At 44.8% G+C, this 14,623-nt stretch carries 19 protein-coding genes; 2 read left to right on the top strand and 17 right to left on the bottom strand.

Annotated elements, in window-relative coordinates; translation table 11 throughout:
• Positions 1 to 2: 2 nt before the first annotated feature.
• The 10 genes from xerD to ELZ47_RS02960 form a co-directional block, all read right to left on the bottom strand.
• Positions 3 to 734: a site-specific tyrosine recombinase XerD gene (xerD, locus tag ELZ47_RS03005; RefSeq protein WP_125331126.1), complete on the bottom strand. Its 732-nt coding sequence runs from the start codon at positions 732 to 734 to the stop codon at positions 3 to 5.
• Entirely contained in the window at positions 731 to 1,192 is a 462-nt protein-coding gene (gene cbpB / locus ELZ47_RS03000; RefSeq protein WP_002897025.1) for a cyclic-di-AMP-binding protein CbpB, read from the bottom strand. The genes xerD and cbpB overlap by 4 nt, the downstream gene beginning before the upstream one ends.
• Positions 1,189 to 1,710, bottom strand: coding sequence for a metallophosphoesterase (locus ELZ47_RS02995; protein WP_002897024.1), 522 nt, complete (start codon positions 1,708 to 1,710; stop codon positions 1,189 to 1,191). Before ELZ47_RS02995 ends, cbpB begins: the two co-directional genes overlap by 4 nt.
• Entirely contained in the window at positions 1,689 to 2,693 is a 1,005-nt protein-coding gene (locus tag ELZ47_RS02990; protein ID WP_125331125.1) for a nucleoside-triphosphate diphosphatase, read from the bottom strand. The genes ELZ47_RS02995 and ELZ47_RS02990 overlap by 22 nt, the downstream gene beginning before the upstream one ends.
• A complete protein-coding gene (racE, locus tag ELZ47_RS02985) occupies positions 2,690 to 3,484 on the bottom strand; it encodes a glutamate racemase (RefSeq protein WP_049543891.1) in 795 nt (264 codons plus the stop codon). Before racE ends, ELZ47_RS02990 begins: the two co-directional genes overlap by 4 nt.
• 98 nt (positions 3,485 to 3,582) lie before the next feature.
• Positions 3,583 to 3,831, bottom strand: coding sequence for a YneF family protein (locus tag ELZ47_RS02980; RefSeq protein ID WP_002894600.1), 249 nt, complete (start codon positions 3,829 to 3,831; stop codon positions 3,583 to 3,585).
• A 56-nt stretch (positions 3,832 to 3,887) separates the two neighbouring features.
• Entirely contained in the window at positions 3,888 to 5,138 is a 1,251-nt protein-coding gene (locus tag ELZ47_RS02975) for a diaminopimelate decarboxylase (RefSeq protein ID WP_125331124.1), read from the bottom strand.
• Between the two features lie 104 nt (positions 5,139 to 5,242).
• A complete protein-coding gene (locus ELZ47_RS02970; protein ID WP_002913238.1) occupies positions 5,243 to 5,926 on the bottom strand; it encodes a Bax inhibitor-1/YccA family protein in 684 nt (227 codons plus the stop codon).
• Positions 5,927 to 5,951: 25 nt separating this feature from the next.
• Positions 5,952 to 6,443, bottom strand: a complete 492-nt coding sequence (locus ELZ47_RS02965; protein ID WP_126435229.1) for an HD domain-containing protein — start codon at positions 6,441 to 6,443, stop codon at positions 5,952 to 5,954.
• 44 nt (positions 6,444 to 6,487) lie between these two features.
• Complete coding sequence (locus ELZ47_RS02960) at positions 6,488 to 7,228, bottom strand: TrmH family RNA methyltransferase (RefSeq protein WP_126435228.1); 741 nt, start codon at positions 7,226 to 7,228, stop codon at positions 6,488 to 6,490.
• Between the two features lie 84 nt (positions 7,229 to 7,312).
• Between ELZ47_RS02960 and ELZ47_RS02955 the strand changes: the two genes are divergently transcribed.
• Positions 7,313 to 7,591, top strand: a complete 279-nt coding sequence (locus tag ELZ47_RS02955; protein ID WP_049553182.1) for an acylphosphatase — start codon at positions 7,313 to 7,315, stop codon at positions 7,589 to 7,591.
• An 81-nt stretch (positions 7,592 to 7,672) separates the two neighbouring features.
• Positions 7,673 to 8,596, top strand: coding sequence for a membrane protein insertase YidC (gene yidC, locus ELZ47_RS02950; RefSeq protein WP_125331121.1), 924 nt, complete (start codon positions 7,673 to 7,675; stop codon positions 8,594 to 8,596).
• 116 nt (positions 8,597 to 8,712) lie between these two features.
• Here the strand turns inward: yidC and ELZ47_RS02945 are convergent, their stop codons facing one another.
• The 7 genes from ELZ47_RS02945 to ELZ47_RS02915 all read right to left on the bottom strand — a co-directional run bounded on the left by ELZ47_RS02945 (position 8,713) and on the right by ELZ47_RS02915 (position 14,614).
• The gene (locus tag ELZ47_RS02945) at positions 8,713 to 9,948 is read right to left on the bottom strand and encodes a sensor histidine kinase (RefSeq protein WP_125331120.1); all 1,236 of its coding nucleotides are present in this window, start codon (positions 9,946 to 9,948) and stop codon (positions 8,713 to 8,715) included.
• Positions 9,932 to 10,633: a response regulator transcription factor gene (locus tag ELZ47_RS02940; RefSeq protein ID WP_312022627.1), complete on the bottom strand. Its 702-nt coding sequence runs from the start codon at positions 10,631 to 10,633 to the stop codon at positions 9,932 to 9,934. The genes ELZ47_RS02945 and ELZ47_RS02940 overlap by 17 nt, the downstream gene beginning before the upstream one ends.
• A gap of 4 nt (positions 10,634 to 10,637) precedes the next feature.
• A complete protein-coding gene (locus ELZ47_RS02935; RefSeq protein WP_125331118.1) occupies positions 10,638 to 11,258 on the bottom strand; it encodes a GTP pyrophosphokinase in 621 nt (206 codons plus the stop codon).
• A 153-nt stretch (positions 11,259 to 11,411) separates the two neighbouring features.
• The gene (gene greA, locus ELZ47_RS02930; protein ID WP_002894584.1) at positions 11,412 to 11,894 is read right to left on the bottom strand and encodes a transcription elongation factor GreA; all 483 of its coding nucleotides are present in this window, start codon (positions 11,892 to 11,894) and stop codon (positions 11,412 to 11,414) included.
• 145 nt (positions 11,895 to 12,039) lie between these two features.
• A complete protein-coding gene (mltG, locus tag ELZ47_RS02925; RefSeq protein ID WP_125331117.1) occupies positions 12,040 to 13,536 on the bottom strand; it encodes an endolytic transglycosylase MltG in 1,497 nt (498 codons plus the stop codon).
• 50 nt (positions 13,537 to 13,586) lie between these two features.
• Positions 13,587 to 14,102: a GNAT family N-acetyltransferase gene (locus ELZ47_RS02920; protein ID WP_072074445.1), complete on the bottom strand. Its 516-nt coding sequence runs from the start codon at positions 14,100 to 14,102 to the stop codon at positions 13,587 to 13,589.
• Positions 14,102 to 14,614, bottom strand: coding sequence for a GNAT family N-acetyltransferase (locus tag ELZ47_RS02915; protein ID WP_125331116.1), 513 nt, complete (start codon positions 14,612 to 14,614; stop codon positions 14,102 to 14,104). Before ELZ47_RS02915 ends, ELZ47_RS02920 begins: the two co-directional genes overlap by 1 nt.
• Between the last annotated feature and the right edge of the window lie 9 nt (positions 14,615 to 14,623).

Below are 14,623 nucleotides of genomic sequence, written 5' to 3'. Positions count from 1 at the left end.
TTTTATCTGTATTTTTCTAGTGTAATCATGGTTTTCAAGCCCAAATCTTGGGCAATATCATAGAGGCCAATCCCCTTCTCCCGCTGGCGCAAAATAAACTGCTCACGCAGGCTTTGGGCAGATAGACTGGCTTGTCCCTGCTCAATCAAGAAAGCCTCTAGCTGACGGAAGCCCCATTGACGAGAATAGGATTTGCCGTTTTTCTCAAATAAATATGTCCCTGTCAGATAGTCTTCTAACTCACCCGTCAGGCTCTCAGGAATCTTGATGACCCGCTTCTGACCGGCCTTTTCAATCTTCAAAACCTGAAAATCAAGATTGACATCTGTCACTCTGACCTGCAGAATCTCACTGGGCAGCAAGCCCATTTCCAAGATAAGAAGAGCCATCAGCCGCCCCCTGGGAACGCTTGATTCCTGCCAAAAAGCAGACAGATCCAGCAGTTCATTTTCCTGCTCCTTTGATATGGAAACCTTGGGCAGGACCAAGCGGTGAAACTCCTCAATAAGCTGCTGCTGATAAAGGAAGTAGAGAAACTGATTGACTGCTGAGAGCTTCCGCTTCTGAACAGCCGCCTTAAAATCCTTGATAGAGGCTTGATAAATCCGCAGATTGGTCTCGGTAATCCGGTCATGCACTTCCTCGATAAACTGCTCCAAATCATAAGAATAGGCAATTTTAGAATTTTCTGAGATATTTTTTTGATTTAAAAACGGTCTAATGTATTCTTTCATTTTTTGCGAATTTCGTACTTCTTGCTAAAGCCGTGCAACAAAGAATTGACAGCTTTCAAAATGGACTTTCTAGTAATAATTCCATAAAAATGCTGATCCTCGCCCACAACCGGCAGGAATGACTCGTCGACCAGCTTATGAAGTACATCTGATACAGTATAATCTGGTCCAACTGTCAAGTCGTCCATTTTAGTCATATGGACGATGTCTGTCATCATGAATTCCTCTTCTGGCAAATCATGGCGCATGCGATAGGACATGATGTCTGTCAGGGAAATCGTGCCAACAAACTTTTTATCTGCTGTCACGACTGGTACACGTGAGTAAGTCATCTGGCTCAGCAGTAGGATAGCATGATCCACATTGTGGGTGTCAATCATCACCGCCAGATTTTCCCCAGGCGTCAAAAAAGTTTCTTCATGTTGCAGCAGATAGTCTTCAAATTCCTTAGCAATCATCGGCTAAACTCCTTGGACAAGCTTGGATAAAGTTCATGATTTCGTGTATAGTAATCAACTTTAAAGCGGTCATCATCAATCTCTACCTTAGCGTAGAGGCGTTCGTTGAACAGGCCGCGTGGCTGGCTGATGGAGCCCGGATTCAGAAAGAGCGTTTTGCCCTCCATTCGAGCATCTGGGATATGCAGGTGACCATAGAGACAGATGTCTGCATTAACCTCTTGCGCCCACAAATCCAGCTTTTGAAAAGAAAAGTTGATATGGAAGAGATGCCCGTGAGTCTGTGCAATAATGGTCCCCGCCAAATCCGTCACCAATCGTTCTGGATAGCCGTCGTAAAAGTCCATATTCCCTGCAACAACCTGAATCCCTTGCCATACCTCATCATCAGAAGGAAGCTCAGAGTCTCCGTTATGGAAAATCGCATCTACCTTTCCAATATAATGATTCCTAATTTCTTCTACAATAGCACGGTCGCCATGAGAATCACTCATGACTATAATGGTTTGCTTTGCCATGCTGGAAATACCTCCACTAATTTCTTAACTGCCTGAGCCCGATGGGATTGCGCATTTTTTTCTTCTATCGTTAGTTCGGCAGACGTTTTTCCTGTTTCTCCCACTAAGAACAAGGGATCATAGCCAAAACCATTTTCCCCTTTTGGCTCATGGGCAATGTAGCCCGGCCAATCCGCTTCAACTACCAGAGACTCCCTGTCAGGACTGGCCACCACTAGGGTCGTATGAAAATGGGCAGAGCGATCTTTGACATCAAACACCATAGCCAATTCATGCAAGAGCTTGATGTTGTTTTCATCATCTGTCGCACCTACTCCAGCGAAGCGAGCCGACCAGACGCCAGGCAAGCCGCCTAAAACATCGACCTGCAGACCCGAGTCGTCAGCTAGCACCATTTTACCGGTCAACTTACTGATTGTCTCCGCCTTGAGCCGCGCATTTTCCTCAAAGGTAGTTCCAGTCTCTTCGACTTCTGGCAAGTCAGGATAATCATTGAGATTTTCAACCTTATAGCCCAGCTTATCAAAGAGTTTGCGAAACTCTGCTGTCTTACCTTCGTTTCGCGTCGCAATCAAGATGGTATCTCCGACAGCCATCTCGGTCTCCTGCCCCTGACCAAAAAAGTCAGTCATCTTAACTCCATCTTTAGACAGGAAGAAAATCTTGCGCAGCAAGTCCTTTTCTGTAATCAGAATAGCCCCCTTATGACTGGTCGCCTTAAAATCCCGCTCCTGGCGGTCGTTAATCATATTGAGGACAAACTGGATATAGGACATAGGCGAGCCGTATTTGACCACAACTGTAGTAAAGGCGTTGTAGTCTTCATCCAAATCCCGCTCAATCAGCTCGCTCAACTCTGCATCTATATGCTCCAAGAGCCTGTATGGGATGTCGTTGAAATGATAGCCAGCCTTGCGAAAGCGAGTCCATTCTCCGATATACCAATTGTTCTCGTCAATGTATTCATAAATTTTATTTGTCATAAGCTTACATGCTCCACATTCACTTTCAGGCCCAGCCAGCTTTCTGCAATCTCCGAAAAGCTTTTGGCATTGGCAGTTGTGTAAAATCGGTGATTGAGCTCCTGCTTTTCCCGGCTGCGGTTGATTTCAAAGTAATTGAGCAGGACAGAAATATCCCGTACGCACTCTGCCCCGCTATCAATCAGCTTCACATTTGGTCCCATCCTATTTTGAATAATAGGCCGGAGCAAGGGATAGTGGGTGCAGCCCAAGACAAGGGTATCTACTCGGCCAGCCAGAGGCTGCAGGGTTTCATAGACCACTTTTTTGGTAAGACTGGAATGAAGTTCATTGGACTCTACCAAAGGTACAAACTTAGGGCAGGCCAAACTTTCCACCTGCATCTCCGGCGAGAGCGCTTCAATCTTCTGCCGATAGATATCAGAAGAAACTGTCATTGGCGTTCCGATAACACCGATGCGGCCGCTGGCAGTTGACTTAATAGCTGCACTAGCCCCCGGCAGAATCACGCCCAGTACTGGAATATCCAGCTTTTCCTTCACTTCTTCCCAGACAACAGCAGTCGCAGTATTGCAGGCAATGACAATCATCTTAACATCCTTGGTCAGGAGGAAGTTGACCAATTGCCAGGTATAAGCGCGAATCTGCTCAGCAGGCCTTGGACCGTAAGGAGCCCGCGCCGAATCTCCAATATAAATGACCTCTTCGTGGGGGAGCTGCCGCATGAGCTCACGGACTACAGTCAAACCGCCCACTCCTGAGTCTAAAAAACCGATTGGTCGATTATCCATAAGGTCTTCTTTCTAAAACAAGGGACTGGAAGCCGATTCCAAATCCCCATTTTTTTATAGATTTTCTCTACTGGTATTAACAGCCAGCCACTAGAAAATTATTTTTTCTTTTTGCTCTTAGCAAGCGCAGCTTTCTGCTGGCTGATAATTTGACGATAAACTTGCTGTACTTTCGCTTCATTTGGCCGTTGACCGCTAGCGCTAAGCAAGGTCCGAACTGCTTCTACATTCAGACGCGGATTTTCTGCAAATTCCTTCTCAACTTGCCGACGAAGCAGATACATACCCAAGATCACGCCTCCAGCAAATGCTGCCATAATCAAGAAAATTGCTAAAACTAAATTCATATCGAGAACTCCTCTATTTCCTTTTTTACATTGCTCTTCATTATATCAAATTTTCTCTATTTTTCAAAATCAAAGCCATACAGTGTCGCAAAATAATCTTCTGGTTTTTCAGCCCGACGAATCATGCGAACATTGTCATCTTGTTCCAAGAGAATTTCGCTGGAGCGGAGCTTGGCATTGTACTGATAACCCATAGAAAAACCATGCGCACCCGTATCGTGGATCACTAGTGTATCGCCAATTTGACTGACGGGCAACGAGCGATTAATGGCGAATTTGTCGTTATTCTCGCAGAGACTGCCGACAACATCCACAATCTCTGTCTCTCCCTCGGGTCGATCCATATTGGTAATGTGGTGATAAGAGCCATACATAGCAGGACGAAGTAGATTAACCGCAGAAGCATCCACTCCCAGATAGGTTCGGTAGGTCTGCTTCTTATGGGTAACCTTGGTGACCAGCAGGCCATAAGGTGCCAGCATAAAGCGACCCAGCTCCGTATAAATCTTGACTTGCCCTAGGCCAGCCGGAGTTAGAATAGCTTCATAGGCCTGACGAACTCCCTGACCGATGACCGCAATGTCATTTTCCTCTCCTTCAGGCTGATAATTAATGCCGACACCACCAGATAGATTGATAAAGTCCAGCTCAACTCCTGTCTTATCCACTACTTCTACAGCCAGCTCGAAAAGCTGACGGGCCAGTTCGGGATAGTAGTCATTGCTGACAGTATTTGAGGCCAAGAGAGCATGAATCCCAAACTTCTCAGCTCCCAACTCCTTGAGCTCTTTGAAAGCTTGAATCAGCTGGTCCTTGGTCATACCAAACTTGGCTTCTTCCGGATTATCCATAATGCTAGTTCCCAGCTCAAAGACACCGCCAGGATTGTAACGGCAGGAAATAACCTTGGGAATACCAGCAGCCTCCTTTAGAAAAGCTACATCTTCATAGGCATCCAGATTGATAGTCGCTCCAAGGTCACGCGCAAACTGAAATTCCTCAGCTGGTGTGTTATTGGACGAAAACATGATATCCTGTCCAGCAAAGCCCAGCTTTTGGCTCATGAGCAGCTCAACATAGCTGGCACAGTCCACCCCGCAGCCTTCTTCTTTGAGGATTTTTAAAATAGCAGGATTGGGAGTGGCCTTGACGGCAAAATACTCTTTAAAGCCTGAATTCCAAGAAAAGGCCTCATGCAGGGCACGCGCTCTTTCCCGAATTCCCTTCTCATCATAAAGATGGAAAGGTGTTGGAAACTGAGCCGTAATCTCAGCTAGCTTTTCACGACTGACAAAAGGAGTTTTCATACTATTCTCGCTTTCTATTTGCTGGGTTTATTATACCATAAATCCATAGGAGAAACAAAAAGCACTGGAGCAAACGTCCAATGCTTGAGTCTTATTTAGCTTAGTTATTTGTTTCTTCCAAAAATACGCAACAAGCTGAGGAAGAGATTAATGAAGTCCAGATACAGATGCAGAGCCAGCGAAATTGCCCAGCCATTCCCTGGATTGCCATTGGTCTGCTCATAGACATAGCGGATTTTCTGATTGTCCCAAGCGATGAGTCCTGAGAAAATAAGGACACCAACGATACTGATGATAAAGTCCAAGCCACTGCTTCTCAAGAAGATATTAAGGAAGCTAGCAGCAATAATACCAATCAAACCGGCCATACAAGCTCTGCCCATTCCAGAAAGATCCTTCTTGGTCACCTTGCCGATGAAGCCCATAGCAAAGAACATAACGGTCGTTGTCAGAAAGGCTAAGAGAACAGTTGACTGAAGATACAGCGCCATGATAATACTTAAGGTAAAACCATTGATGGCTGAATAAGCTAAAAACATAGGCAACGCCGCTGGGCTATTGCTCCGAGCAGTTCCAGATGCTACCAACACAAGTATAAACTCAACTGCAATAGCTGCATAGAAAATCCAAGTGGAGCCTGTCAGAACAGAGATAATAATGTCCTGAAAGAAGTTTAGCATCAAGAGGGACACGATTGCTGAGATTCCGATACCGACACCAACGATAGAATAAATCTTAGCATAGAAAGAATTAATATCTGATTGATCTTGAATAATAGAATGATTCATAGTTACTCCTTTTATAATAAAACATTTACGGTTTCAGCATCTTTCGATGAAAGAGCTTGCGATTACCGCCCTTGCGTCTCCATGGTGCCGTTGCTTCTTTGACGGCCCAATACTTGTCCACCATCGTCACAATATAAGACTCCTTATAGCGCGGCGGAGCAATGGTCGCCCCCCACATATGCTTGACGATAATATCCTCTTCGACTTTATTAAGCTTGGTAATCTTACGAGCATTGCGAACTGCCAGACGGGGATGCACCCAGGCATGACTCTTCTTAAACTTGGTTACACGCCAGTCATAGTAGAATAAGTCATGAAGCAGGGCACCGCGTGCTGTGCTGCGGGCATTCCAGCCAAATTTTTTGGCAATTCTGTAACTAGTATAACTTACATTGATGGAATGTTCAAGTCTATTGGAATGAATATGATGGGGAATTTCTTTCAGTCGCTGAACACTAGGCTTTTCAATCAAGTGCCCAACATAGGCCATAAATTCCTCGTCCTTTTTGTAAGGCATAGAATCACCTCCCTTGCCAACTATTATATCTCTTTTTCTGATTTTTAGCTTAAATGAAAGATTAAAATACCAGCAGCAACAGCAACATTGAGACTTTCTGCCTGCCCCTTCATGGAAATATGGACCAGAATATCAGCTGCTGCCGTCATTTCTGGACTAATCCCCTGCCCTTCATTGCCCATGACTAGGACAAAGCTCTCTTTGCTGTCTACCTCTCTGTAATCGATAGATGTTAACGATAAGGTCGACGCTAGAATTGGCAGACTGGAAGACTGAGCCAGCCTAATAAAATCAGCCGTATCCATCCGATAAACTGGCAGATGGAAATGGCTCCCCTGCATAGAGCGCAGCGTTTTTAGGTTATAGATGTCTGCCGACGAGCTAGAGATAAAAACCCCGTCAAAACCAGCTGCATCCGCAGTCCGAATGATGGTGCCGACATTACCTGGATCCTGAACGTCCTCCAAGAAAAGATAGCGTCCACTTAACTCCGATGGTATTTCTTCCCTTTCAAAAGCCACTTCTGCGACAATCCCCTGTGGCGTCTTACTATCAGCCAAGTCAGCTAAAATCTCTGGACTGACAAAGATTACCTGAGAAAACTCAGCCAGCTGCTCTGCGTATTCCGCTAAAGCAAAAATTTGAATCAGCTCTGCCCCGCTGCTGACAGCTTCCTCAAATAAATGCCAGCCCTCGATCAAATAAGAATCCTTGCGGTATTTTTTGTGATGAAGTTTTTTAGCTTTTTTTACCACATTATTGGCTTTTGAGGTTATAATATTCATAAGAACATTATACCACAATTTAGCAGACTTGCACTCATACTGAGGGCTTAAATCCCCTCGGTCCGCTCACTAAAGGAGGATGCCATGCAAAAAGTGAAAATGACAGCCCAAGGACGGGTACAAGGGGTTGGATTCCGCTGGGGAGTCTATTCTCTAGCGCTGGAAATCGGAGGTATTACCGGCCGTGTCTGGAACAACGACGACGGCACTGTTGGCATTCTGGCTCAGGCTGATGACCCAGCTTTGATGGCCAAATTTATCCAGGAAATCCGAAAGGGACCGACACCTTTTTCTAAGGTCAGTTATTTGGACGTAACCATGGCTAATTTCGACTCCTATCCTGACTTTAAAATTTCAAATTAGGTCTGCAGAACTATTGTATATTTTGCAAAAAAACAGTAGAATAGATAGGTATTATTTTTTAGAAACAAAGGATATGAACTCGTGAAACATTTCAAACGCTTTTTATTCTCCGGTATGGGACTGGCTGCCCTTCTTTTCCTGTCCGGCTGTGTAGGCCGTGACAAGGCCGGCAATCCTTCTGGTCTGATCTGGGACGTGATCGGTCAGCCTATGGCAGATGGTATCCAATTTTTCGCTAAGAATTCAGGCTTGGGTTATGGTCTGGCGATTATCATCGTTACGCTTATCGTGCGAATTATCATTCTGCCGCTGGGAATCTATCAGTCTTGGAAGGCAACGCTTCAGTCTGAAAAGATGAACTACTTTAAGCCGATTTTTGCCCCAATCCAAGAGCGAATCAAAAATGCCGAGACTCAGGAAGAGAAAATGCAGGCTCAGCAAGAACTGATGGCTGCTCAAAAAGAAAATGGACTCAGCATGTTTGGCGGTATCGGCTGTCTGCCTCTGCTCATCCAAATGCCTTTCTTCTCAGCCCTCTTCTTCGCAGCCCAATATACTCAAGGGGTTGCAGGCAGTTCCTTCCTCTGGATTAACGATTTAGGCAAAAGCGATTGGGCTTTGACCGCCATTGTCGGTGTCCTCTACTATATCCAGTCAGTGCTCTCTCTGCATGGTATTGAAGATGAAACTCAAAGAAACAGCATGAAACAAGCTTCTTATATGAGCCCTATCATGATTGTTGGTTTCTCATTCTTCTCTCCTGCCGCAGTTACTCTCTACTGGGTAGTCGGTGGATTTATCCAAATCATTCAGCAATTTATCATCAACTATATCATTCGACCTCGCCTGAGAAAACAGGTAGCAGAGGAATTTGAAAAAAATCCTCCTAAAGGTTTGAAAAAAGCTAGCCGGGCTAAAGATGTCACTCCAAAAGCTCAGCCGGCTATTGAGCAAAAGAACAAAAAGAAAAAGAACCGCAATGCTGGTAAGCAACGGTCAAGATAAAGAAAAATTCTTCTAGCTAATACTAGAAGAATTTTTTTAATCTCGAGTAAGAATCAGCGTAACCGATATAAAAAACTCAGCAAACAAATCAATAACTGATGAACGAGGTGACTCTATCACAGTAAAACGGTAAAGCCAATCAAGCCCTTCTTATATGAAACCCAAATCCTGCCCTTGAAAATCCGTACCAGACTTTCTGCCATGGATAGGCCAATTCCGTAGCCAGGCTGCTTCTGATTGTGCGATTCGTCCTCGCGATAGAAACGGTCAAAGAAACGACTGTAATCAACATTTTTGCCGTCCGCGTAACTATTGGCTACCGTCAGACGAGCTCGTTTCCCGCGTTTAGCCTTGGTCAGAGTGACAAAAATTTGCCCATCTTCGTCACAATACTTGCAGGCATTGTCAATCAGGATACTAACCAATTCATAAAGTTCATCTTCAGTTGCCTTGACATGGATATCTTCCTGCAGCTTGATCTCATACTTCTTGCCTGCCTTCTCGATGACAGACTTGAAGTTTCCAGCCACTTTTTTGACAACTTCTGAGAAATTCACATCTACCAAGGTAACATCTGGCTGCTCTTCCAGACGGGCCAGAACGACCATTTGATTGATTAGGTTGCTGAGGCGCTTGACCTGGTCTTTGGTGCTTTCCGTCCATTCATTTTCGCCAGTCATCAGCTCTTGCAGCTCCGTATTGGCTGAGATGATTGCCAATGGCGTCTTCAATTCATGTCCCGCATTGGTAATGAAACGCTTTTGGTTTTCATAGTTTTTGATATAGGGACGGATAGCAAAGTTGGAAAATCCAGACACGACTAAGACAAAGAAAATAAAGCTATAGAAGCATAACTGGATAGACAGCCAGAAAAAATCATTGCGACTTTCGAGATAATTAGTCGAATCTAAGACCACCAGTAAATAGCGCTTGGTCTTGGAATCCTGCGTTATCTGGTAGGAATAAAATTGACTGCCTACCTTAAAAACCCCACTGCTGCGGCTGTTCTTAATCACTTTGTTAGCATAGCTGAGCGCCTGCTCCTTAGATAGATTGGAAAGATGGTCCAAGTTAGAGGAGTAAAGTGTTTTGTCTTCGTTATAGACCACGCTAAAATAGCGGTATTGGTAGATCGTGTCAATGGTGATACGGTCGTTTTGCAAGCTCTCTGCCGTTTCTTCTACGCTGGGAAAATCTCCATTATTGGCAGATAGAATATTGAGAACAGCTTGGATTTCTCCGTTGGTCTGCAGAAAGCGAACAGAGTTTAAGACAGCAATCATGGTCAGCAAAATACAGACAATAGCTGCCGAAGCCAACAGAATGAACCGAATTTTAAGCTTCCGAAACATGGCTATCTCCTTCCAGCGGCACCAGAGTGAAACTGCCGCCTTCCTCACCCAAGATAGCAAGGTCAGCATGAATAGCCTTCAGCTTCTGACGCAAATAGGAAATATAAATCCAGACGAAGCCTTCATCCAAATCCTCATCCTCATCTTTGGACCAAACATGGCGGAAGATTTCTTGAGTAGAAAGACTCTTCTGGGCATTGAGCATGAGAAATTCCATCATCCTAGATTCCTTACCGGCTAGGCGGATAGAGTTGGAGCTAATAAGCTCATGTTCTCCGACATTGAGGCTGGTTTGACCAATCTGCAGCAAATTGGGGGTGAACGTCGCTACCCGTCTTGACATAGACCGCAGGCGAGCCAGAAGCTCTTTCAGAGAGAAAGGCTTGGTCAGATAATCATCTGCACCGGCATCCAGCCCTGTGACCTTGTCATCCACCTCTGACATAGCTGTCAGCATGATGACATAGGTCGTATTGCCGGTTTGGCGGATTTCTTTCAGCGCTTCAATGCCTGTCTTGACCGGCATCATGATATCCAGAATCATCAAATCATAAGCATTTTCCTTGGCCAAGTCCACAGCTTCTTGCCCATCAAAAGCGGTATCAACCTGATAGCCCTCATGGGTCATCGCCGTTTCCAGGACACGGGACAGCTGCTGCTCATCTTCAGCTAATAAAATCTTCATCATCTCACTCACTTTCTCGAATCAAATTGCGGATGGTCTGCATGGTCACATCACAGGACGCCAGCTCATCTGCACAGCGTTTCAGCTCGCGGACAATCCGCTTGCTGTCTTTAATCTCATGCTTGTACTTCATCTGATGCTCTAAGCTGGCCCAAGAATCCATAGCAATGGTCCGAAGCTGGATTTCTACAAAATAGCGGCCAGGATTTTGACCATGACAGTCCTCATAAGGAGTCTCCACCTCTAATATCAAGTGATAGGAGCGATACCCATTAGGCTTGGCAGCTCGGATATAGTCCTTTTCCAGAACAATCTCACAGCCCTCCAGCTGACGAAGCACCTCAATCGTCTGATAGATGTCCTCGATAAAACCGCAAACAATCCGAATCCCAATCGCATCACGAATTTCTTTCAGGGCTGACTCTGGCGCCCTAGGCAGATTCTTGCGTTGGCATTTCTCTTCCATACTGGCTGCCTGCTTGATCCGTGCATTAAAATGCTCAAAAAGCTTCTGCCCTGTTTCCTGCTTGACTCGATCATTAGCCTCTTGAATACGCTGACTAAGATCATCTAAAATCTTTGGCAGATAGCCGCCGTATTTCCCATAAATATCTTGCTCTTGCATACAGTTCTCCTACTTTTCTAGCTTATTCTCATTATAGCATAACCATCTGTCTTTTCTCTATTTTTCCCCTGCTCTTCTTATCTAGCCTATACTCTCTATCTTAAAAGAAACGAAAAAAGAACCAGTCTTCTAGCCAGTTCCTTTTGGTATCGATTAAACGGTTTTTTCAACCTTGAGAATTTTAACGTCGTAGCTGCCAACTGGTGTTTCGACTGTTGCAGTATCACCTGTTTTCTTGCCAATCAAAGCTTGTCCAATCGGGCTTTCATTGGATACCTTGCCTGCGAAAGCATCTGCACCAGCAGAACCAACGATAATGTAAACTTCCTCTTCGCTTTCGCCTACTTCTTGGATGGTAACTGTTTTGCCGATAGCTACCTCGTCCTTGGCTACAGCGTCACTGTTTACAATCTCAGCGTAGCGGATCTTGGTTTCCAGACTAGAAATCTGACCTTCCACAAAAGCCTGTTCGTCCTTAGCAGCTTCGTATTCACTGTTTTCTGACAAATCGCCGTAGGAGCGGGCAATCTTAATACGCTCTACCACTTCTGGACGACGCACCAATTTCAATTCTTCTAATTCTTTTTCTAGTTTTTCCTTTTCCTCTAGGGTCATAGGATAAGTTTTTTCAGCCATTTTTTCTCTTTTCTTTTATTTTCTTTTATTTTAAAACTAAAACAAGAGGCTGAGACAAGTCTGTATCAGTCCCTTTTTTATATAGCAGGACTGAGAAAGCTAGAACTAGCTGCCCTAGCTTTCTCTCGTCTGCAATAACAGCATTTTAATCAGTGCTGCTGGATTGAGTGAGCTTGCTGTTGACATGCTCCTCAACATTTTTAGCGTGTTCCTCATAAGTATTAGCGAAGTAAACAGCGCCTGTTTCAACATTTGCCACAAAGTAGAGGTAGTCCGTCTTACTTGGATTAATGGTAGCTTCCAGAGCTGACAGGCTCGGACTATCAACTGGCCCAGGCATAAGCCCTTCTTTTTTATAGACATTGAAAGGCGAGTCGATATTGGTATCAATCTCAGCGTCCTCTTTCAGAGTCGTTTTCTTTCCTAGCTTGCCTTGAGCATAAAGGATAGCGATATTACTCTGAAGCGGCATCGCTTGATTGAGACGATTATAAAATACGCTGGCAATATCTTTGCGGTCTTGGTCTGTCGAACCTTCTTTTTCCACCAGAGAAGCAAGTGTCAGAACTTCATTAACCGTTAGGTTCTTCGCTTCAATGGTAGAGTAGTAAGAAGACAGATTGGTATTCATTGCACCCAACATCTGGTCAATCAAGCTTTCCAGATCCGCATTCTCACCATAGTTATAAGTGGCAGGGAAGAGGTAACCTTCTAAGCGGTACTTGACTCCGCTGTCCTTGCTTGGCAAAGTGCCCAGCAGCTGTGGATACTTAGCCGCCATCTTGGAAATGAAAGCTTCATCCTGCACCTTAGCTAGGAAATCGTCCTTGCTAAAAGGTGTCTTACTAGTCTTCTTAGAAGTTGCAGCTGCATTAACCGTCACAGCCTCCGCAATCTGCTCCAGTGTATAGCCTTCAGGAATAGTAACCTTACCAACAACTGGTGGTTGCGGTGTATCTGTTCCACCTTCCTGAAGCTGCCGAGCAATGGTATCTAGGTCCATACTCTTTTGGAGATTGTAATAGCCAGACTGGTAATTGTTAAAGCTTTTAATCTTGGAATAGAGACTAAAAACTTGGGCATTTTTAATCAGCCCCTTTTTCTCGAGGATTTCCCCAATCTGTTTAGAGCTAGAGCCTTCTGGTACTTCAACCGTCACATACTCTGTTGCGTTTGCATCAACAGGTTTAAGAGCTGAAGATACATAAGTATAGCCGACAACTCCTGTGACCACAAGTCCCAGCAGGACAATCAGCAAAACAGTTGTCATAATCCTGCGAGCTAATGTGTTTTGACGTTTTTTCTTGACCGTATTGTTAGCCCGATTAGCCCGAGATAGGACCTCATTGGGCTTCTTATCTTCCTCATCCACTCGGCCATAGACCTGAGGGTGAGCCTTTTCATTCTCTGCAACCTTGTAGGAAACATCTACCGAAGCCGGTCTAGCTTCAAAGTCATCCGCAGCTGCTGTTTCTTTTGCAGAAGCAGAGTCCACTTCTGACTGGCTAGTTGAAGAGGGAGTTTGTTCTTCCTTTTCTCCAGCTAAGTCTTTCAAAATCTGCTCTTTAAAGCTCAGATTCTTCTCTTTGTCTTGTGATTTTTCAGTCAAAAATTTGACCTCCTTCATCATAATCCCTAACATTATATCTTAAAAGTCAGATAAATGCAATAAGAGTAGGTTTTTCTAGCTTATTATTGGTTTTTTTGCAGTTTGAGTCTAGGATTTTCCCAGACCATATCAAACCAAGTAGCGCCTGCGTAAGTTGATTGTGACAAACCTTCATTTACAAAGGCATGCTTCTCGTAGTAAGCGGTGAGATAGTCGTGGCAGGTCAGATTGATGCCGTGGCGTTCATCTGCTATAGCAATTTCTTTCATGGCTTCCAATAGCTTGCGGCCGATCCCCATCCCCTGAGCATCTTTCGAGATAGAAAGGCTGGTCAGAGAGATAAAGCCACCGTCCAGATGACCATAATCTTCAATCTCCTCTGTAAAGGAAATATCCTTTAAATAACGTTCTGGACGAACAGGTCCCTCCAGATAGCCCAAAATCTTACCGTTCTTTTCTGCCACCAAAAAAGTTGAAGATAGGGTTTGGATATGTGCTGCTAGACTTTCGCGGCTAACAGCCTCTTCTGGACTGAAATTTTCCAATTCGATAGCATAAATGGCATCTAAGTCAGCCATTTGAGCTTGACGGACAATCATCACTTCTCCTTAAAATTGGGATTTTCCCACACCATATCAGACCAGACAGCTCCACCATGAGTTGAGTCAGAAATCCCTTCATGGACGAAACCATTCATCTCATAATAAGGTATCAGCTCATCATGACAGGTTAGGCTAATGCCCTGTCGATTTTGCTGAACAGCTGTCTCCTTGAGAGCTGCAAGCAACAAGGTTCCGACCCCCTGCCTCTGAAAATCCGGATGGACGGACAGACTTTGGACGGCAATGAAGCCACCTTCTGGAGGATTAGCACCCACCTTGCTAAAGAGATCATCTGTCAGATATCGCGTCTGAATAGCTGATCCAACAATATAGCCCGCCAGCTGACCATGCAGCTCTGCTAGCAAAAAAGTATCTGGAATCTGCTCAATCCGCTCTTTGAGAACTTCTGAACTGGCTGCCTCTGCTGCTGGAAAATTCAGCTGTTCAATTGCAAGAATTTCCTCCCAGTCGCTCAAGTCGGCCTGCCTAATTCGAATCGGTGCTTCCATCAAGTCTCC

This window comes from Streptococcus sanguinis (assembly GCF_900635155.1).
Lineage (GTDB): Bacteria > Bacillota > Bacilli > Lactobacillales > Streptococcaceae > Streptococcus > Streptococcus sanguinis_G.
The sequence above is the reverse complement of the archived record's forward strand: the minus strand, read 5'-3'. Positions and strand labels throughout refer to the sequence as shown.

Coding starts and splice junctions, on each gene's coding strand:
- xerD (WP_125331126.1), bottom strand. CDS start 734: ATGAAAGAATACATTAGACCGTTTTTAAATCAAAAAAATATCTCAGAA.
- cbpB (WP_002897025.1), bottom strand. CDS start 1,192: ATGATTGCTAAGGAATTTGAAGACTATCTGCTGCAACATGAAGAAACT.
- ELZ47_RS02995 (WP_002897024.1), bottom strand. CDS start 1,710: ATGGCAAAGCAAACCATTATAGTCATGAGTGATTCTCATGGCGACCGT.
- ELZ47_RS02990 (WP_125331125.1), bottom strand. CDS start 2,693: ATGACAAATAAAATTTATGAATACATTGACGAGAACAATTGGTATATC.
- racE (WP_049543891.1), bottom strand. CDS start 3,484: ATGGATAATCGACCAATCGGTTTTTTAGACTCAGGAGTGGGCGGTTTG.
- ELZ47_RS02980 (WP_002894600.1), bottom strand. CDS start 3,831: ATGAATTTAGTTTTAGCAATTTTCTTGATTATGGCAGCATTTGCTGGA.
- ELZ47_RS02975 (WP_125331124.1), bottom strand. CDS start 5,138: ATGAAAACTCCTTTTGTCAGTCGTGAAAAGCTAGCTGAGATTACGGCT.
- ELZ47_RS02970 (WP_002913238.1), bottom strand. CDS start 5,926: ATGAATCATTCTATTATTCAAGATCAATCAGATATTAATTCTTTCTAT.
- ELZ47_RS02965 (WP_126435229.1), bottom strand. CDS start 6,443: ATGCCTTACAAAAAGGACGAGGAATTTATGGCCTATGTTGGGCACTTG.
- ELZ47_RS02960 (WP_126435228.1), bottom strand. CDS start 7,228: ATGAATATTATAACCTCAAAAGCCAATAATGTGGTAAAAAAAGCTAAA.
- ELZ47_RS02955 (WP_049553182.1), top strand. CDS start 7,313: ATGCAAAAAGTGAAAATGACAGCCCAAGGACGGGTACAAGGGGTTGGA.
- ELZ47_RS02945 (WP_125331120.1), bottom strand. CDS start 9,948: ATGTTTCGGAAGCTTAAAATTCGGTTCATTCTGTTGGCTTCGGCAGCT.
- ELZ47_RS02940 (WP_312022627.1), bottom strand. CDS start 10,633: ATGAAGATTTTATTAGCTGAAGATGAGCAGCAGCTGTCCCGTGTCCTG.
- ELZ47_RS02935 (WP_125331118.1), bottom strand. CDS start 11,258: ATGCAAGAGCAAGATATTTATGGGAAATACGGCGGCTATCTGCCAAAG.
- greA (WP_002894584.1), bottom strand. CDS start 11,894: ATGGCTGAAAAAACTTATCCTATGACCCTAGAGGAAAAGGAAAAACTA.
- mltG (WP_125331117.1), bottom strand. CDS start 13,536: ATGTTAGGGATTATGATGAAGGAGGTCAAATTTTTGACTGAAAAATCA.
- ELZ47_RS02920 (WP_072074445.1), bottom strand. CDS start 14,102: ATGATTGTCCGTCAAGCTCAAATGGCTGACTTAGATGCCATTTATGCT.
- ELZ47_RS02915 (WP_125331116.1), bottom strand. CDS start 14,614: ATGGAAGCACCGATTCGAATTAGGCAGGCCGACTTGAGCGACTGGGAG.